Origin of the sequence: Mycobacterium riyadhense (assembly GCF_963853645.1) — a bacterium.
GTDB lineage: Bacteria > Actinomycetota > Actinomycetes > Mycobacteriales > Mycobacteriaceae > Mycobacterium > Mycobacterium riyadhense.
The window spans coordinates 1,019,422-1,035,776 of the sequence record NZ_OY970456.1; the positions used below are offsets into that span (position 1 = coordinate 1,019,422).

Here is a 16,355-nt window from a genome sequence, read left to right on the forward strand (position 1 = left end):
ATGGCTTTGAAAACCGACATCCGCGGGATGAGCTGGAAATACCCGGACTGCTTCGTCGTCGGCCGCGAGCAGGTCCGTGGATTCGCACGATCGATCCAGTGCGAGGATGCTGCCTGCTACGACGAGGACGCGGCCGCGCAGCTGGGCTACCACAACATCGTCGCACCGATGACGTTCGTGACAATCCTTGCCAAGCTCGTCCAGTCGGATTTCTTTCGGAATGTCGACGTGGGCATGGAAACCATGCAGATTGTCCAGGTCGACCAGAGGTTTGTCTTCTACAAGCCGGTGCTGGCCGGCGACAAATTGTGGGCCCGTATGGACATCCACTCGGTGGACGAGCGTTTCGGCGCCGACATCGTCGTTACCAAGAACATCTGCACCAACGATGACGGCGAGCTGGTTCTGGAGGCGTACACCACCCTGATGGGCCAGCAGGGCGACGGCTCCGCCAAACTCAAATGGGATAAAGAATCCGGGCAGGTCATCAGGACCGCGTAATTAGTATCTGGCACCTGCGTCCATGTACACTCGGGCTTCGGGGTTTTCCCAGCGTCTACGCGCTTTCCGTGAGTCGAACGAGCGGAGGGCGCGTGTGTTATGTAAGCCCCGGCACATGCAGGTTGACTCGGGCCAGTCTGGGTGTGGTCTGCCAACCCGCGAAGGGGCGTAGCTCAACTGGCAGAGCAGCGGTCTCCAAAACCGCAGGTTGCAGGTTCAAGTCCTGTCGCCCCTGCTGAAGACGGACGCCCGGCGACGATGCGGGCCGGGACGGCCCGAGGAGGAGGCGGACCATAGGGCCACTGTGCAATGGTGGACACTGGGAGTGTTCCCATCACGGCGGGACGGCCCGCGGAACAGCTAGCGAACAAAGGAGCACGCGGTGAGCGACGAGGCCGACGAAGACGTCGACGCCGCACGCGACGGCGGTGACACCGAGGACAGCCGCCGAAGCGGCGGTCGGACGGCCCTGGTGACCAAGCCGGCGGTGCGTCCGCAGCGTCCCACCGGCAAGCGGTCCCGACAACATGCAGTGGACGCGGAGGCCGACGAAGAGTTCGACGGCAAAGAGTCGTCGGCAACGGCTGAGGTCTCCGAGAAAGACGCCAAGGCGAAGGCGGCTCGGAAACTCAAGGCGGCGAAGAAGGTCGGCAAACCGGGTACCCGTGCCGTCAACCCGATCGCATTCGTCTACAACTACCTCAAGCAGGTCGTGGCCGAGATGCGCAAGGTGATCTGGCCCAACCGCAAACAGATGTTCACCTACACATCGGTTGTGCTGGTATTTCTGGCCTTCATGGTGGCGCTGGTCGGCGGTGCCGATTTGGGCCTGAGCAAGCTTGTGCTGTTGGTGTTCGGCTGAGCTTCGAGAGTGACAGAGAGGACTGAGAACCGTGACTACCTTCGACGGTGACACGTCCGCGGGTGAGGCGGTCGACTTAAAAGAGGCCAGCACACCTCAGGACGCGGCGGCCCCGGCTGAAGAACTCGACCCGGCCGCCGCGCTGAAGGCGGAATTGCGCAGCAAGCCCGGCGACTGGTACGTCGTGCACTCCTATGCGGGTTACGAGAACAAGGTGAAAGCCAACCTCGAAACTCGTGTGCAGAACCTTGATGTCGGCGACTACATCTTCCAGGTCGAGGTACCCACCGAAGAGGTCACCGAGATCAAGAACGGCCAGCGCAAGCAGGTCAACCGCAAAGTACTGCCCGGCTACATCCTGGTGCGCATGGATCTGACCGACGACTCGTGGGCCGCGGTGCGCAATACGCCTGGGGTTACCGGGTTCGTCGGCGCCACTTCGCGCCCGTCGGCGCTCGCGCTCGACGACGTGGTGAAGTTCCTGCTGCCCCCGGGGTCGACCAAGAAGGCTGCCAAGGGCGCGGCCAGCACCGCGGCTGCCGCAGAAGTTGGTGGCCTGGAACGTCCGGTTGTCGAGGTCGACTACGAGGTGGGCGAGTCGGTAACGGTCATGGACGGGCCTTTTGCGACGTTGCCGGCCACGATAAGCGAGGTCAACGCCGAACAGCAGAAGCTCAAGGTGCTGGTGTCCATCTTTGGCCGCGAAACACCGGTGGAACTGACCTTTAGCCAGGTCTCCAAGATCTAACACGTAGTAACCAGGAAGGACATCGACCCCTCATGGCCCCGAAAAAGAAGAAAGTCGCCGGGCTGATCAAACTGCAGATCGTGGCGGGGCAGGCAAACCCTGCGCCGCCGGTTGGCCCCGCGCTCGGCCAGCACGGCGTCAACATCATGGAGTTCTGCAAGGCGTACAACGCCGCGACGGAGAACCAGCGCGGCAATGTGATCCCGGTGGAGATCACGGTCTATGAGGACCGCAGCTTCACGTTCACGCTGAAGACGCCGCCCGCGGCCAAGCTGCTGCTCAAGGCCGCCGGCGTGGCCAAGGGTTCTTCAGAGCCGCACAAGACCAAGGTCGCCAAGGTCAGCTGGGATCAGGTTCGCGAGATCGCCGAGACCAAGAAGACCGACCTCAACGCCAACGACATCGACGCCGCCGCCAAGATCATCGCCGGCACTGCCCGGTCAATGGGCATCACTGTCGAGTAATAGCTGAACCGTGGGAGGGCCAGCTTCGGCCCGCTTACTAACCACAACCCAACACCAGATTGGATATCAAATGAGCAAGACCAGCAAGGTATATCGCGCCGCCGCCGAGAAGGTGGACCGCAGCAACCTCTACACCCCGTTGCAGGCGGCCAAGCTCGCCAAGGAGACGTCGTCGACCAAGCAGGACGCGACCGTCGAGGTGGCGATCCGGCTCGGCGTCGACCCGCGTAAGGCAGACCAGATGGTCCGCGGCACAGTCAACTTGCCGCATGGTACGGGTAAGACCGCCCGGGTCGCGGTGTTCGCGGTGGGGGAAAAGGCCGACGCTGCCGTTGCCGCGGGGGCTGATGTTGTCGGCAGCGACGATCTCATCGAGAAAATCCAGGGCGGCTGGCTGGAATTCGACGCCGCGATCGCGACCCCCGATCAGATGGCCAAGGTAGGTCGTATCGCTCGGGTGCTCGGTCCGCGTGGTCTGATGCCCAACCCCAAGACCGGCACGGTCACCGCCGATGTCGCCAAGGCCGTCGCCGACATCAAGGGCGGCAAGATTAACTTTCGCGTGGACAAGCAGGCCAACCTGCACTTCGTGATCGGTAAGGCGTCGTTCGACGAGAAGAAGCTGGCGGAGAACTACGGCGCGGCGATCGATGAGGTGCTGCGGCTTAAGCCGTCGTCATCGAAGGGCCGCTACCTGAAGAAGGTCACCGTGTCGACGACGACGGGCCCGGGCATTCCGGTCGACCCGTCCATTACCCGCAACTTCGCCGAGGCGTAATTTCCCGGCGCGAGCAGACGTAAAAGCACCCTTTTCCATCAGGAAAAGGGTGCTTTTACGTCTGCTCGCCATGCATCCGCTACCCGCCGCACTCGGCGATGCGGCGCCGCAGGAAGTCCCGGCCGGGTTCGGAGCCGTTGTGTTCCAACGCTGTTCGGTACCAGATGACGGCTTCGGTGCGGCGTCCCGCGCGGCGCAGCAGATCGGCGCGCACCGACGCAACCAGACTCGAGCGGGCCAGCCGGGGATCGTTGGCCACTTTCTCCAGCGCGGCCAGGCCGGCGTCGTAGCCGTCGCGGAAACCAAGCGCCAACGCGCGATTGGCCCGCACCATCGGCGAGTCACTCAGCCGCAGCAGCCGGTCATATGCCGCGCAGATGGTCGTCCAGTCGGTCTGCTCCCAGGACGGCGCTGTCGCGTGCACCGCGGCGATCACCGCCTGCGGCAGATAGGGACCGGTCGATCCCTCGGCCTGCCGCAGTCGGTCCAGGCCTCGCGCGATGCGGCCGCGGTCCCACCGGCGCCGGTCCTGTTCGTCGAGCGGCACCAGGGCGCCGGTGTCGTCGACCCGGGTTGCCCGTCGTGAATCATGCAGCAGCACAAGGGCGGACAAGGCGTGCGCCTCGCGCTCGCTCGGCATCAGCAGGCACAGCTCCCCGGCCAGGCGGACCCCTTCATCGCACAGTTCGTCGCGGATCGCCGACGGGCCCGCCGTCGACCAATAGCCTTCGGTGAACACCGAGTAGATGCAGCCGAGCACGTGGGGAGTGCGCTCCGGGAGCAGCTCGGCGGGTGGGACTCGCAGCGGGATATTCGCGTGCCGGATCTTGTTCTTGGCCCGGGTGATTCGCTGACCGACGGTGCCATCGGTTTGCAGCAGCGCCCGGGCGATCTCGGCGACGGTCAGCCCGGACACCAACCGTAACGTGAGCGCCAGTTGCGACTGCCGGTCCAACGCCGGGTGCGCGCAGGTGAACATCATTCGCAGCTCGTCGTCGCGGACCGGATGCGGGTCGCGGTGATCGGTACGTGCCCGGATATCGTCGACCACAGCGGCCAATTCCTTTCCAGGGCGGATGGATTCGCGACGCAGCCGATCGCGAGCGCGGTTACGCGCGACCGCCACCAGCCACCCGCCGGGACTATCGGGCAGCCCGTCGCGGGGCCAAGCGCGAAGCGCCTCGGCGCAGGCTTCCTGAACGGCGTCCTCCGCGACGGTGAGGTCGCCGGACCACCGCGCGAGCGCGGCGACGGCGGGTCCCCATTCCCTGCGGAAGACGCCGTCCAGGGTGGACATTCGCGAGCTTAAAGTCCCGAAATGCCAGCCAGCTGCCGCAATTCCACGGCAGATGCGGGAATCATCGAGGCCAGCTTGACGGCCTCATCGCGGCCGTCGGCACTCAGCACATAGAAGCCATTGGCGACTTCGGCGCCCTCGGCATATGGCCCGTCGGTGATCAAGACCTCGTCGTCGCGTACCCGAACCGTAGTCGCTGTGGACGTCGGATGCAGGGCCGCGCCGGATTTGATGTGACCGCCGGCAACTGCTTCGAATCGCTTGTGCTCGGCAACCGCCGCCGCCCACTCAGCGGAACCGGGCTCCGCTGTCCCATCGGCCGGCTCGAGCAGCAGCGCGATCCAGTTGGTGCTTTCGAGCGGCTGGTTCGCCAACCGTGGCGGGACCATCGGCCAAATTTCCACGGCCCCGAACGCGGCGACCGGGACATCGCGCGCCAATGCCAGCGCCTCGTCAAGGTTTTCCGCTTCGAACACGTAGTAGCCGCAGGCCACCTCGGCGGACTCGGCGAACGGACCGTCGGTGACAACTGGCTCATCCGGGCCACCGGTGATGCGTACCCCGGTCGCCACCGGTGTCAGGGCGTCGCCGGCTCGAATCGCCGAGCCGGCTTTGGCGTGGAAGCTCTCGAACGCCGCCATCGCTTCGGCCCCATCCTCGGGCGTGCGGTCTTGTTCCTTGCTGATCAACAACGCGAAGTACTGCATTTATCGTCACCTCCCGTAGTGAGCGAAGCCCTGTGCTCCACTCTCTACCTGTTCGACGAACGGCGCAGCCCCGATCCGACAGGCTATGCCGCCGCAGCGCCCGGCTTGAGGTAGGTCACCAAGCTGCAGTCGAGCATTTCGTCGGTGAAGTAGTGTTCGCAGCCGCGCAGATACTTCATGTAGCGGTTGAAGACCTCTTCAGAGGTGATCTCGATCGCCTTGTCCTTGTTGGACTCCAGCGCATCGCCCCAGATGTGCAGCGTCTTGATGTAGTGCGGGCGCAGCGAAAGTGGTTCGGGGACGATGAAACCCGCCTTTTCGCCATGCTCGACCATCATCTCGGTGGAGGGTAGGCGGCCACCGGGAAAGATCTCGGTGATGATGAACTTGATGAAGCGCGCCGTCTCGAAGCTCAGCTTCTTGCCGCGCGCGGCCATGTCGAAGGGGTGGTAGCCGACGCTGCTTTGCACGGTCATCCGACCGTCCTCAGGCATGATGTTGAAGCACCGCTTGAAGTAGTCGTCGTAATTCTCGTGTCCGAAATGCTCGAAGGCCTCGATGGACACGATCCGGTCGACCGGGTCGGAGAAATCTTCCCAGCCTTGCAGCAGCACCTCGCGCGAGCGGTTGCTGTCGATCGAGGCCAACACCTGCTCGCAGCGGGCGTGTTGGTTCTTGGACAAAGTAAGGCCGATGACGTTGACGTCGAACCGTTCTACGGCGCGCCTCATGGTGGTGCCCCAACCGCAGCCGATGTCGAGCAGTGTCATGCCGGGCTTGAGATCCAGCTTGTCCAGGTTGAGGTCGATCTTGGCGTACTGGGCTTCTTCGAGCGTGAGTTCCGGCGGCTCGAAGTAGGCGCAGCTGTAGGTCCGCGTTGGGTCCTGGAACAGGGCGAAGAAATCGTCGGAGACGTCGTAATGCGCCTGGATATCTTCCGAGCGCGTCCGCGTCGCGGTATGGGTATTCGGTTTCTCAGCCATGGTTGTCTTGTTCTCCTGGATGGTGCTCACCGCTTGGACGCTTCGCCAGGGTGAACTGGTTGCAGTCGATGTAGCCCGCGCGGAATGCCTTCGCGCAGCCGGTCAGATACTTCATGTACCGGTCGTAGATCTCTTGAGACTGAATCGCGATGGCCTGGTCCCGGTGCGCCTCCAGGGCCTCGGCCCAAAAATCAAGGGTCCTGGCGAAATCGAGCTGCAGCGACTGGATGCGGGTCACTTCGAAACCCACCTTCGCGCAGTGCTCTTCGACGGTCTCGATCATCGGCAGCCGGCCGCCAGGGAAAATCTCCGTCACAATAAACTTGATGAACTTCGCCATCTCCATCGTCAACGGTATGCCGCGTTCCATGACCTGCTTTACGTGCAACCCGGTGATCGCGTGCAGCAGCATCACCCCGTCGGCGGGCATGGCCTGGTAGACGAAGTTGAAGAAATCGTCGTAGCGGTGGAAGCCGAAGTGCTCCAACGCTTCGATAGTGACGATCCGGTCGACCGGTTCGGTGAAGTCTGCCCAGTCAGATAGCAGGACCCGGGCCGAGCGGTTGGTGTCGACCTGGTCGAGCAGTTGCTGGCAGTAAGCGTGCTGGTTCTTCGACAGTGTCAGGCCGACGACATTGACGTCGTATTTCTCGATTGCGCGCTTCATGATCGAACCCCAGCCACAGCCGACGTCGAGCAGCGTCATCCCCGGCTCGAGGCCCAGCTTGCCGAGCGTCAAATCCAGCTTGGCGATTTGCGCCTCTTCCAGGGTCATGTCGGCGCGCTCGAAGTACGCACAGCTGTAGGTGCGTGTCGGATCTACGAACAGCCCGAAGAACTCGTCGGAAAGGTCGTAATGGGCCTGGACGTCGTCCGAATTTGACCTCAAGCGCCCGGCGCGAGTTGAGGTATCAGCCATGTGTCCTCCCGATCCGACGGCCACCCGCGCGGGGTGACCATCCCCGGCACCCTACACGGGGTAGGACGCATCCTCCGCATTTGCGCCCGCTTAGCCCGGCATTTCTCGGCGTGATCACGACTACTTCTCGAGGGTGAACTGGTTGACGTCGATGTAGCCGATGCGGAATGCGTTGGCACAGCCCGTCAGGTACTTCATGTAACGCTCGTAGACCTCTTCGGACTGAATCGCGATGGCCTCGTCCTTGCTGGCCTCCAGGGCCTCGGCCCACAGGTCGAGGGTCCGCGCGTAGTGCGGCTGCAGCGACTGTCGGCGGGTCAGGGTGAAACCGGCCTTCGCGGAGTGCTCCTCGACCTTCTCGATCGACGGCAACCGCCCGCCCGGGAAGATTTCGGTAACGATGAACTTGATGAAGCGGGCCATCTCGAAGGTCATCGGCATGCCGCGCTCGACGATCTGCGGTCCGGTCAAGCCGGTGATCGTGTGCAGCAGCATCACCCCGTCAACGGGCAGGATCTTGTGGGCGAGCGCGAAGAAGTCGTCGTAGCGATCGTGGCCGAAGTGCTCGAACGCGCCGATTGACACGATGCGGTCGACGGGCTCGTCGAACTGTTCCCAGCCTTTGAGCTCCACCCGTCTGGTCCGTGGGCTGTCCATCTCGTCGAACGTCTGTTGCACGTGGGCGGCCTGGTTTTTGGACAACGTCAGGCCGATGACGTTGACGTCATACTTGTCGATCGCCCGGCGCATGGTGGCCCCCCAGCCGCAGCCCACGTCGAGCAGCGTCATACCGGGCTGCAGGCCCAGCTTGCCCAGCGCCAGGTCGATCTTGGCGATTTGGGCCTCTTCCAGGGTCATGTCGTCGCGCTCGAAGTACGCGCAACTGTAGGTCTGGGTCGGGTCCAGAAACAGCCGGAAGAAGTCGTCGGACAGGTCGTAGTGCGCCTGCACATCATCGAAGTGCGGTGTTAATCGTTCAGCCATGAGTTGTGATGTCCTTCCGAACTTCAAAGTGCGCCGGTGCGGTGCGCCGGTGCGGTGCTACTTCGTCAGGGTGAACTGAGCAACATTGATGAGGCCCCTGCGGAAGCGGTCGGCACACCCGGTCAGGTAGTGCATGAAGTTGTTGTAGATCTCTTCGGACTGCAGCGCGATGGCGCGTTCCCGCGCGGCCTTCAAGTTGGCGGCCCACATGTCCAGCGTCCGGGCGTAATGCTGCTGCAGTATCTGGGTCTGCTGCAACGAGAAGCCGGCGGCCTGAGCGTTGTCGACAATGTCGGGTTCGGAAGGCAACTCGCCGCCCGGGAAAATCGACTCCCGGAGGAACTTGAGGAACCGGATGTCGCTCATCGTCAGCGCTATGCCCTGGTCGTGCAACCACCGGCGGTCATAGGTGAACAAGCTGTGCAACAGCATCCGGCCGTCATCGGGGAGGATGTCGTACGAGCGCTCGAAGAATGCGGGGTACCGCTCCTTCTTGAACGCGTCGAACGCCTCGAAGCTGACGATCCGGTCCACCTTCTCGTCGAACTCTTCCCAGCCCTGTAGGCGTGCCTCGGCGCGCCGCTGCGTCGGGATCGCCGCCAACCGGTCTTTGCTGCGCTGGTAATGATTTTTACTCAGGGTGATGCCGATGACGTTGACGTCGTACTTCTCAACGGCCCGGACCACCGCCCCGCCCCATCCGCAGCCGACGTCGAGCAGTGTCAGCCCCGGCTCTAGGTTCAGCTTGTCCAACGCCAAATCCAACTTGGCGAGTTGCGCCTCCTCGAGGGTCATGTCGTCACGCTCGAAGTAGGCGCACGTGTAAACCCAAGTGGGGTCTAGGAATAAGCCGAAGAAGTCGTCCGAAATGTCGTATGCCGATTGCGACTCTTCGTAATACGGTCTCAGTTCGGCCACTTGCGACAACCTCCCGCGTAGTACCTGAATATAAGTCCTAGGCTTGCCCGGCCACAGACTCAGCCCGCTTCGGCGAAATTGCTATTCAGCTCGCCGATCACCCGATCCCAAACCTGGCTGGGCAGATCATGACCCATGCCGTCGACCAGAACCAATCGTGCGTTGTTGATGGCGCGGGCGACGGCGCGGCCCCCGAACGGACGCATCAGCTTGTCGGCCCGTCCGTGGATCACGACAGTCGGGGCGACGATGCGCCGATCGTAGTGCAGCAGGCTGCCGCTACCCAAAATCGCGCTGAACTGCCGGGCGATACCCCAGGGGTGGAAATTGCGGTCGTAGCACTCGGCGGCGTCGGCGCGGACCTGTTCGTCGGCTATCGGATACCGCGGACTGCCGATGATCTTGCTGACCCGGACGGCGTGGTCGACGATGACGTCACGTGGTGAATCCGGCGCCGGGCCTTTGATGAGCGCCAGCAGGGCACGGGGAGCCGGCGGCGGCAGGAACCTGTGATTGTTGCTGGAGAAGATGACCGCCAACGTCTTGGTGCGCTCCGCGAACCGTGCGGCGAAGATTTGGGCGATCATGCCGCCCATCGATGCCCCGACGATATGGGCTCGTTTGATTTCTAGGTGATCCAGCAGAGCCGCGGCGTCGTTGGCCATGTCTTCCAGGGTGTATGCCGCCTTATTGGGCAGACCGAGCCAGGAGCGGACTAGCCGTGTGATCAGCGGCTGTCCGGGGCCCCGATGCTCGGTCTTCGTGGATAGGCCGACATCGCGGTTGTCGTAGCGGATGACGCGCAGGCCCTCGTCGACCAGTTTCTCGCAGAACTCGGTCCGCCACAGCAGCATCTGGGCGCCCAGACCCATGATCAACAGCACGGGCGGGGCGTCGAGATCGCCCATGTCCTCGTAGTACAGCTTCACCTGCCCAGATGGGCCTGATGCCGCCAGGCCGCTCCGAATTTCCATCAAATCCTCTTTAGACTTCGATGTCTTCTTGATGCTCGCGGCTGACTTCGACCATAAAGTTGGCAAAGTACCCCGTCAGCTGGGGGTCGGACATCATCTGCCACTTCGGTGCCAGCAGCTTCATATACCGCTCGACGTAAAGGAATTGCTTGCCGATCAGCACCAGCTCGCGGGGCAGCTTGACGTCGTAGGCGTCGGCCAGCGCCGAGAGCTGACGACCGATGTCGGCGTAGGACATATCACCCAGCGTCTGCATAGTCAGCGGCGTGGCGAACTTCTCCAGGTCCTTGGCGGCCTGAGCCTCGGGCTTCATGGTCCCGACGGCGCCCATCAGCACGACGATCTTACCGGCCGCGGCGTGGTCCTTCTTCACCAGCAGCGCATAGACCAGCTCGCGCAGCAGCCAGCGGGTGCGGGGATCGATGCGGCCCATAATCCCGAAGTCGAAGAACACGATGCGGCCCGCCTCGTCGACGTAGAGGTTGCCTGCGTGTAGGTCGCCATGGAACAGCCCGTGCCGCAGACCGCCCTCGAACACCGAGAACAGCAGCGCCTTCACCAGCTCGACCCCGTCGAAGCCGGCCTTGCGGATCGCGGCGGCATTGTCGATACGGATGCCGTGCACCCGTTCCATCGTCAGCACCCGTTCGTTGGTGAATTCCCAGTGCACGTCCGGAACCCGGATGTTGCGGCCCAGCGGCGAGGCGTGCAGGTGGGACACCCAGGCCTCCATCGACTGCGCCTCGAGCCGGAAGTCCAGTTCCTCGGCGAGGTTGTCGGAGAAGTCGGCAACCACGTCTTGTGCAGAGAGCCGGCGACCCAACTTGGCCAGCTCGACGGCTTGGGCGAATCGCTTCAGGATCTGCAGGTCGGCGGCAACCCGACGACGGATGCCGGGCCGCTGGATCTTGACCACAACATCCTCGCCGCTGTGCAGGGTCGCGTAGTGCACCTGGGCTATGGACGCCGACGCGAACGGCTCCTCCTCGAACGAGGCGAACAATTTGGACGGCTCGTCGCCGAGTTCCTCGACGAAAAGCTTGTGTACCTCGTTGGTGTTGGCGGGCGGTACCCGGTCGAGCAGGCCACGGAATTCGCGGGACAGCGCCTCGCCGAATGCGCCGGGGCTGGATGCGATGATCTGCCCGAACTTGACGTATGTCGGCCCCAGGTCGGCAAAGGCCTGCGGGATTTCCTTGATCACTTTCTGCTGCCACGGACCCTTCGACGGCAGCTTAGTGACGACGCGACCGGCGGCGCGGGTGGCCTGCCAACCGGTGGCCACTACCCGGGCCGCTTCGACCGGCAATGGCACCCGGTCCAGCCTGGCCACGTCGCGGTGTTTGGTGGAACTCATCTGAGCAGTGTGCCAAATTGGGGCAGGCAATTCCCAATTCGCGTGAGCCACTCCCTTTCTGGCTTCCTCACCGCGAGCGTGCAACCATTGCGAAATTCCGGCCAGAATTTCGCACTGACCACACGTTCGGTGTCGCGGCCGAATTACTTCTTCAAGCCTCCCGGCTATGCAGGTAAAGGTCGCGCAGGCAAGCGATTTCGGCGCCGTGGTGGATCGCTTCTCGATTGATGTGCAGTACCAGCTCACTCAGCGGGTGCTCGGCGTACGGCCCTTCGGCCGGGCCGCAGGGGCGGTTCAGGTCGTCGACGGACAGCGACCGCACGCCGGTGATCCACGCCGCGTACGTCTCGTCGAGTTGGCTAAGCGCGGTGGCCGCGTCGGTGGCGTAGTGCCAATTGAGGTAATCGGCGGGTGGTCCGCCGAAGTGGTGGTGGTTGCGCATCGCGAATACCCCGACGATGACGTGGGCCATGCGCCAGGCGATGGTGGTGAACGGCGCCGGGCTGGGCTCTGGGAATGCGAAGTCCACCGAGCCGTCCAAATGTACGGTCCAGCAGTTCGGCACTGGTTGCCAGAAGTACTCGTCGTCGGTGAGGCCGTTCAGGCGAGGGCGCAGATATTCGCGCCAGTGCCAGTCGAGCTGGTCGGCAAGTTGGGTTGTGAAGTCCGCCATAATTCCGAGCGTAGGGTTCTGGCATGCAAGTGGCTTCGGCCGAGTCGACCCAACTGTTTGTTGGTCCGCCGGAGGCGCCAGTGCAGCTGGCGCGTGTCACAGTCGCCGCGTGCACCGAGCCCGCGGCAATCCGGATAGCCGGTGACGGCCTGCGCGGCGAGGCCATGGCCTTGGGGGAACAGGCCGGCGACGAGATCGTCGAGGTTCCGGTCAGGGTCGACCACCCGGTGGTCGGCGAGCGACGAGCTGCGCGGGTGCACGCCGGCGGCGACAGCGTGTCGTTCGAGTTCACCGTTGCCGAACCCGGGTGGACGATGTTCATGGTCAGCCACTTCCACTACGACCCGGTGTGGTGGAACACCCAAGGCGGCTACACCAGCCTGTGGACCGAAGATCCGCCGGGTCGAGCCCGGCAGGCCAACGGCTTCGAGTTGGTGCACGCCCATCTGGAAATGGCTCGTCGCGAACCCGAGTACAAGTTCGTGGTGGCCGAGGTGGATTACCTCAAGCCGTACTGGGACACCCACCCGCAGGACCGCGCCGACCTGCGCCGGTTTCTCGCCGAGGGCCGCGTCGAGGTGATGGGTGGCACTTATAACGAACCCAACACGAACCTCACAGGCCCGGAGACGACTATCCGAAATCTGGTGCACGGCATAGGATTTCAGCGTCATGTGGTGGGCGCCGATCCGGCCACCGCATGGCAGCTCGACGTGTTCGGTCACGACCCGCAGTTTCCCGGGATGGCCGCCGACGCCGGCCTGACGTCGAGTTCCTGGGCACGCGGACCGCACCACCAATGGGGCCCGGGCCAAGGTGGTGATCTCGACCGCATGCAGTTCTGCAGCGAGTTCGAGTGGATTGCGCCGTCGGGCCGCGGCCTGCTCACCCACTACATGCCGGCGCATTATTCGGCGGGCTGGTGGATGGACTCGTCGACCTCGCTGCAGGAGGCGGAGGACGCCACCTACGCGCTGTTCGATCAGCTCAAGAAGGTCGCGTTGACCCGCAATGTGCTGCTACCGGTCGGCACCGACTACACGCCGCCGAACAAGTGGGTCACCGCGATCCACCGGGACTGGGGCGCGCGTTACACCTGGCCGAGATTCGTCTGCGGGCTGCCTCGGGAATTCTTCGCCGCGGTGCGTGCCGAATTGGCGCAGCGGGGCCAAGCGCCGTCGCCGCAGACGCGCGACATGAACCCGATCTACACCGGCAAGGACGTGTCCTACATCGACACCAAGCAAGCCAACCGGGCGGCCGAGAACACCGTCCTGGACGCGGAGCGCTTCGCCGTGTTCGCCGCGCTGATGACCGGCGCCGACTATCCGCAGGCGGCGCTGGCCAAGGCGTGGGTGCAGCTGGCCTACGGCGCGCACCATGACGCCATCACCGGGTCGGAATCCGACCAGGTCTACCTCGATCTGCTGACCGGTTGGCGTGACGCGTGGGAGCTGGGCGGCGCGGTCCGCGACAACTCCCTGGCGTTGCTGTCCAGCGCGATCGGTGGCGACTTGGTGGTGTGGAATCCGCTGACACACCAGCGCAGCGATGTCGTCACCGCACGGCTTGACCCGCCGCTAACAGCCGGCGTCCGGGTGCTGGACCACGATGGCACCGAGATGCCGGCCCTCGTCGAACACGACGGGCGGTCGGTCACTTGGCTGGCGCGCGACGTGCCGTCGCTGGGCTGGCGTGCTTACCGGTTGGTCCCGGGTGGCGAATCGGCCTGCTGGGAGCCGATGCCTGGGTCGCGGATCGCCAACGACCACTACCGGCTGACCGTCGATCCGGCGCGCGGGGGAGCGGTGGCGTCGTTGATTCGGGACGGTCGCGAGCTGATCGCCGACGGCCGGGTGGGCAACGAGCTCGCCGTATACGAGGAATATCCCGCGCACCCGTCGCAGGGTGAAGGCCCGTGGCACCTACTGCCCAAGGGGCCGGTGGTCTGCTCATCGGAATCGCCGGCGCAGGTGCGGGCCTATCACGGCCCGCTCGGTCAGCGGCTGGTGGTGCAGGGCCGGATCGGCACGTTGCTTTGCTACACCCAGACCCTCACCCTATGGCGGGGTATCGCGCGGCTGGACTGCCGCACCACCATCGACGAGTTCACCGGGGAAGACCGCCTAGTGCGACTGCGCTGGCCGTGTCCGGTGCCCGGAGCCATGCCGGTAAGTCAGGTCGGCGACGCCGTCATCGGACGCGGCTTTGCGCTGCTGCATGACGGACCCGAATCGGTGGATACCGCGCAGCATCTGTGGACCTTGGATAACCCCGCCTACGGCTGGTTCGGGCTGTCCTCGGCCGCACGGGTGCGGGTTGGCGGCACGAGCGTGCGAGCTGTGTCTGTCGCGGAGGTGGTGTCGCCGGCCGAGGCGATGTCCGGCCCGCTGGCGCGCGACCTGATGGTCGCTCTAGTCCGCGCCGGCGTCACGGCCACCTGCAGCGGTGCCGACAAGCCCCGCTACGGCAACCTCGACGTCGACTCCAATCTGCCGGATGTCCGGATCGCGCTGGGCGGGCCGACCCGCAACGCCTTCACCAAGGCAGTGCTGGCCGACGCGGACCCGGCGTACACGAACGAACTCGAGCGCCAGCTTGCCAAGACCGGCGCGGCCAGGGTGTGGGTGCCCGCGGCGAAGCCATTGGCGCAGGTATGGGTGCCCAGCGCGGACCTGCGCCCGCTGCGGGCACTGCCGGTCCTGGTGATCGACGGCCGGGACAACAAGAGCCTGCGCGCCGCCATCGCGTCGGTGGCCAAGGACCTGGGCGATGCCGAGATCCCGGTCGACCAGCAGGCGCCGCCGGAAATGGAACCTTTCGTAGCCCGCACGGTCGCGCTGCTCAACCGCGGGGTGCCCAGCTTCGCTGTCGACGTCGAAGGCACCCTGCACACCGCGCTGATGCGGTCCTGTACCGGCTGGCCATCCGGGGTCTGGATCGACGAGCCGCGGCGCACCGCGCCCGATGGTTCGAACTTCCAACTTCAGCACTGGACACACGTTTTCGACTACGCGTTGGTCTGCGGTGACGGCGACTGGCGGGATGCCGAGATCTCGTCGCGCAGCGCCCAGTTCTCCCACCCGCTCGTCGCGGTGACTCCGGAACCGTCAGAGCGCATGCTGCCGCCGATCGGCTCACTGTTGCATCTCGACCCTGCCGACGTGCAGCTGGGCGCCCTCAAGGCGGCTGGCAACCCGCTGACGGCAGGCAGCGCACAGCCGGTGGATCCCGGCGCGGTGGCCCTGCGGTTGGTGGAAACCGCCGGGAACAACGTCCGCGTCAACGTCGGCTCCGAGCTGGGCAAGCTGCGCGAAATCCAGCTCGCCGACCTGCTGGAAAAGCCGGAACGGCGCAAACGAAGGGTCGACCTGCACGGTTACCAGGTCGCCACGGTGTTGACCCGGCTCGAGATGCCCAAGGTGTTGGCCGCGGACGGCACCGCGCTGGGCCCGGACGCCGAGATCGCTCAGCCGCTGTACGCGCGGTACTGGTTGCACAACCGCGGCCCTGCGCCGCTTGGTGGGCTGCCGACCGTCGCTCACCTGCACCCCCAGCAGGTGCGTGCCGAGCCGGGTGCCGAGGTGAGATTGCGCCTGACCGTGGCAAGCGACTGCACCGACTCCGCAGTGGAAGGATCGGTCGACCTGGTGTGTCCCGACGGCTGGACGGTGGCTATCGCCGAGTTGCCGTTCTCGTTGTGCACGGGCGAATACCTGGAAACCGACGTGGTACTGGCAATTCCGGCCGACGTGGCAGCTGGGCTGTATCCGGTCCGTGCCCAGTTGCGGATCACCGACGGGTCGGTGCCGGCCGCCTGGCGACAAGTCGTCGAGGACGTGTGCGTGGTCGCGGTCGGGACCGAACCCACCGAGCTCGTCTACCTCGTCGACGGGCCCGCCGATATCGAGGTGGGCCCGGGCGACTCGGCCCGCCTGACCGCGACCATAGGCAGCCGCGCCCGGTCCGACCTTGCGCTGGAGGCGCACCTGATCAGCCCATGGGGTACCTGGGAGTGGATCGGCCCGGCCGCGCTCGGCGCTGTCCTGCCCGCGCGTGGCACCGCCGAACTCGTCTTCGACGTGTCGCCCCCGGCGTGGTTGGAAGCTGGCCAGTGGTGGGCCTCGGTACGGATCGGCTGCGCCGGTCGGCTGGTCTACTCGCCGGCGGTGAAGGTGACCGTGATATGA

Annotated in this window: 15 protein-coding genes and 1 tRNA gene; 7 read left to right on the forward strand and 9 right to left on the reverse strand. The window is 64.7% G+C overall.

What is annotated here, in order from left to right; all coding sequences use genetic code 11:
- The 6 genes from hadC (at nucleotide 1) to rplA (ending at nucleotide 3,353) form a co-directional block, all read left to right on the forward strand.
- Complete coding sequence (gene hadC, locus AADZ78_RS04625; protein WP_085249166.1) at nucleotides 1-501, forward strand: (3R)-hydroxyacyl-ACP dehydratase subunit HadC; 501 nt, start codon at nucleotides 1-3, stop codon at nucleotides 499-501.
- Nucleotides 502-663: 162 nt separating this feature from the next.
- Nucleotides 664-736: transfer RNA gene (locus AADZ78_RS04630), tRNA-Trp, on the forward strand.
- Between the two features lie 147 nt (nucleotides 737-883).
- The gene (gene secE, locus AADZ78_RS04635; RefSeq protein WP_085249165.1) at nucleotides 884-1,363 is read left to right on the forward strand and encodes a preprotein translocase subunit SecE; all 480 of its coding nucleotides are present in this window, start codon (nucleotides 884-886) and stop codon (nucleotides 1,361-1,363) included.
- Between the two features lie 31 nt (nucleotides 1,364-1,394).
- Complete coding sequence (nusG, locus tag AADZ78_RS04640; protein ID WP_085249164.1) at nucleotides 1,395-2,111, forward strand: transcription termination/antitermination protein NusG; 717 nt, start codon at nucleotides 1,395-1,397, stop codon at nucleotides 2,109-2,111.
- A gap of 32 nt (nucleotides 2,112-2,143) precedes the next feature.
- Nucleotides 2,144-2,575 carry a 50S ribosomal protein L11 gene (gene rplK, locus AADZ78_RS04645; protein ID WP_085249163.1) on the forward strand — a complete coding sequence of 144 codons (432 nt, stop codon included), beginning with the start codon at nucleotides 2,144-2,146 and terminating at the stop codon, nucleotides 2,573-2,575.
- 70 nt (nucleotides 2,576-2,645) lie between these two features.
- Nucleotides 2,646-3,353: a 50S ribosomal protein L1 gene (gene rplA, locus AADZ78_RS04650; protein ID WP_085249162.1), complete on the forward strand. Its 708-nt coding sequence runs from the start codon at nucleotides 2,646-2,648 to the stop codon at nucleotides 3,351-3,353.
- A 79-nt stretch (nucleotides 3,354-3,432) separates the two neighbouring features.
- Here the strand turns inward: rplA and AADZ78_RS04655 are convergent, their stop codons facing one another.
- The 9 genes from AADZ78_RS04655 to AADZ78_RS04695 form a co-directional block, all read right to left on the reverse strand.
- Complete coding sequence (locus AADZ78_RS04655; protein WP_085249161.1) at nucleotides 3,433-4,650, reverse strand: RNA polymerase sigma factor; 1,218 nt, start codon at nucleotides 4,648-4,650, stop codon at nucleotides 3,433-3,435.
- Between the two features lie 8 nt (nucleotides 4,651-4,658).
- Nucleotides 4,659-5,357: a YciI family protein gene (locus tag AADZ78_RS04660; protein ID WP_085249160.1), complete on the reverse strand. Its 699-nt coding sequence runs from the start codon at nucleotides 5,355-5,357 to the stop codon at nucleotides 4,659-4,661.
- A gap of 83 nt (nucleotides 5,358-5,440) precedes the next feature.
- Nucleotides 5,441-6,340 (reverse strand): hydroxymycolate synthase MmaA4, encoded by a 900-nt coding sequence (gene mmaA4, locus AADZ78_RS04665; protein ID WP_085249218.1) that lies wholly within the window; start codon nucleotides 6,338-6,340, stop codon nucleotides 5,441-5,443.
- Nucleotides 6,333-7,259: a methoxy mycolic acid synthase MmaA3 gene (gene mmaA3 / locus AADZ78_RS04670; RefSeq protein ID WP_085249159.1), complete on the reverse strand. Its 927-nt coding sequence runs from the start codon at nucleotides 7,257-7,259 to the stop codon at nucleotides 6,333-6,335. Before mmaA3 ends, mmaA4 begins: the two co-directional genes overlap by 8 nt.
- Before the next feature lie 120 nt (nucleotides 7,260-7,379).
- Complete coding sequence (gene mmaA2, locus AADZ78_RS04675; RefSeq protein WP_085249158.1) at nucleotides 7,380-8,243, reverse strand: cyclopropane mycolic acid synthase MmaA2; 864 nt, start codon at nucleotides 8,241-8,243, stop codon at nucleotides 7,380-7,382.
- Nucleotides 8,244-8,300: 57 nt separating this feature from the next.
- A complete protein-coding gene (gene mmaA1 / locus AADZ78_RS04680) occupies nucleotides 8,301-9,161 on the reverse strand; it encodes a mycolic acid methyltransferase MmaA1 (RefSeq protein ID WP_085249157.1) in 861 nt (286 codons plus the stop codon).
- 59 nt (nucleotides 9,162-9,220) lie between these two features.
- Entirely contained in the window at nucleotides 9,221-10,135 is a 915-nt protein-coding gene (locus AADZ78_RS04685) for an alpha/beta fold hydrolase (protein WP_085249156.1), read from the reverse strand.
- Nucleotides 10,136-10,145: 10 nt separating this feature from the next.
- On the reverse strand, nucleotides 10,146-11,492 hold the full coding sequence (locus AADZ78_RS04690; protein WP_085249155.1) for an ABC1 kinase family protein: 1,347 nt from the start codon (nucleotides 11,490-11,492) through the stop codon (nucleotides 10,146-10,148).
- 151 nt (nucleotides 11,493-11,643) lie between these two features.
- A complete protein-coding gene (locus AADZ78_RS04695) occupies nucleotides 11,644-12,165 on the reverse strand; it encodes a DinB family protein (protein WP_085249154.1) in 522 nt (173 codons plus the stop codon).
- A gap of 23 nt (nucleotides 12,166-12,188) precedes the next feature.
- Here AADZ78_RS04695 and AADZ78_RS04700 point away from each other — a divergent pair, with 23 nt between their 5' ends.
- Nucleotides 12,189-16,355 (forward strand): NEW3 domain-containing protein, encoded by a 4,167-nt coding sequence (locus AADZ78_RS04700; RefSeq protein WP_085249153.1) that lies wholly within the window; start codon nucleotides 12,189-12,191, stop codon nucleotides 16,353-16,355.

Excerpts from the sequence above, each read along its gene's own strand:
- hadC (WP_085249166.1), top strand. The coding sequence starts at position 1 with ATGGCTTTGAAAACCGACATCCGCGGGATGAGCTGGAAATACCCGGAC.
- rplK (WP_085249163.1), top strand. The coding sequence starts at position 2,144 with ATGGCCCCGAAAAAGAAGAAAGTCGCCGGGCTGATCAAACTGCAGATC.
- rplA (WP_085249162.1), top strand. The coding sequence starts at position 2,646 with ATGAGCAAGACCAGCAAGGTATATCGCGCCGCCGCCGAGAAGGTGGAC.
- AADZ78_RS04655 (WP_085249161.1), bottom strand. The coding sequence starts at position 4,650 with ATGTCCACCCTGGACGGCGTCTTCCGCAGGGAATGGGGACCCGCCGTC.
- AADZ78_RS04660 (WP_085249160.1), bottom strand. The coding sequence starts at position 5,357 with ATGCAGTACTTCGCGTTGTTGATCAGCAAGGAACAAGACCGCACGCCC.
- mmaA4 (WP_085249218.1), bottom strand. The coding sequence starts at position 6,340 with ATGGCTGAGAAACCGAATACCCATACCGCGACGCGGACGCGCTCGGAA.
- mmaA3 (WP_085249159.1), bottom strand. The coding sequence starts at position 7,259 with ATGGCTGATACCTCAACTCGCGCCGGGCGCTTGAGGTCAAATTCGGAC.
- mmaA2 (WP_085249158.1), bottom strand. The coding sequence starts at position 8,243 with ATGGCTGAACGATTAACACCGCACTTCGATGATGTGCAGGCGCACTAC.
- AADZ78_RS04685 (WP_085249156.1), bottom strand. The coding sequence starts at position 10,135 with ATGGAAATTCGGAGCGGCCTGGCGGCATCAGGCCCATCTGGGCAGGTG.
- AADZ78_RS04690 (WP_085249155.1), bottom strand. The coding sequence starts at position 11,492 with ATGAGTTCCACCAAACACCGCGACGTGGCCAGGCTGGACCGGGTGCCA.
- AADZ78_RS04695 (WP_085249154.1), bottom strand. The coding sequence starts at position 12,165 with ATGGCGGACTTCACAACCCAACTTGCCGACCAGCTCGACTGGCACTGG.
- AADZ78_RS04700 (WP_085249153.1), top strand. The coding sequence starts at position 12,189 with ATGCAAGTGGCTTCGGCCGAGTCGACCCAACTGTTTGTTGGTCCGCCG.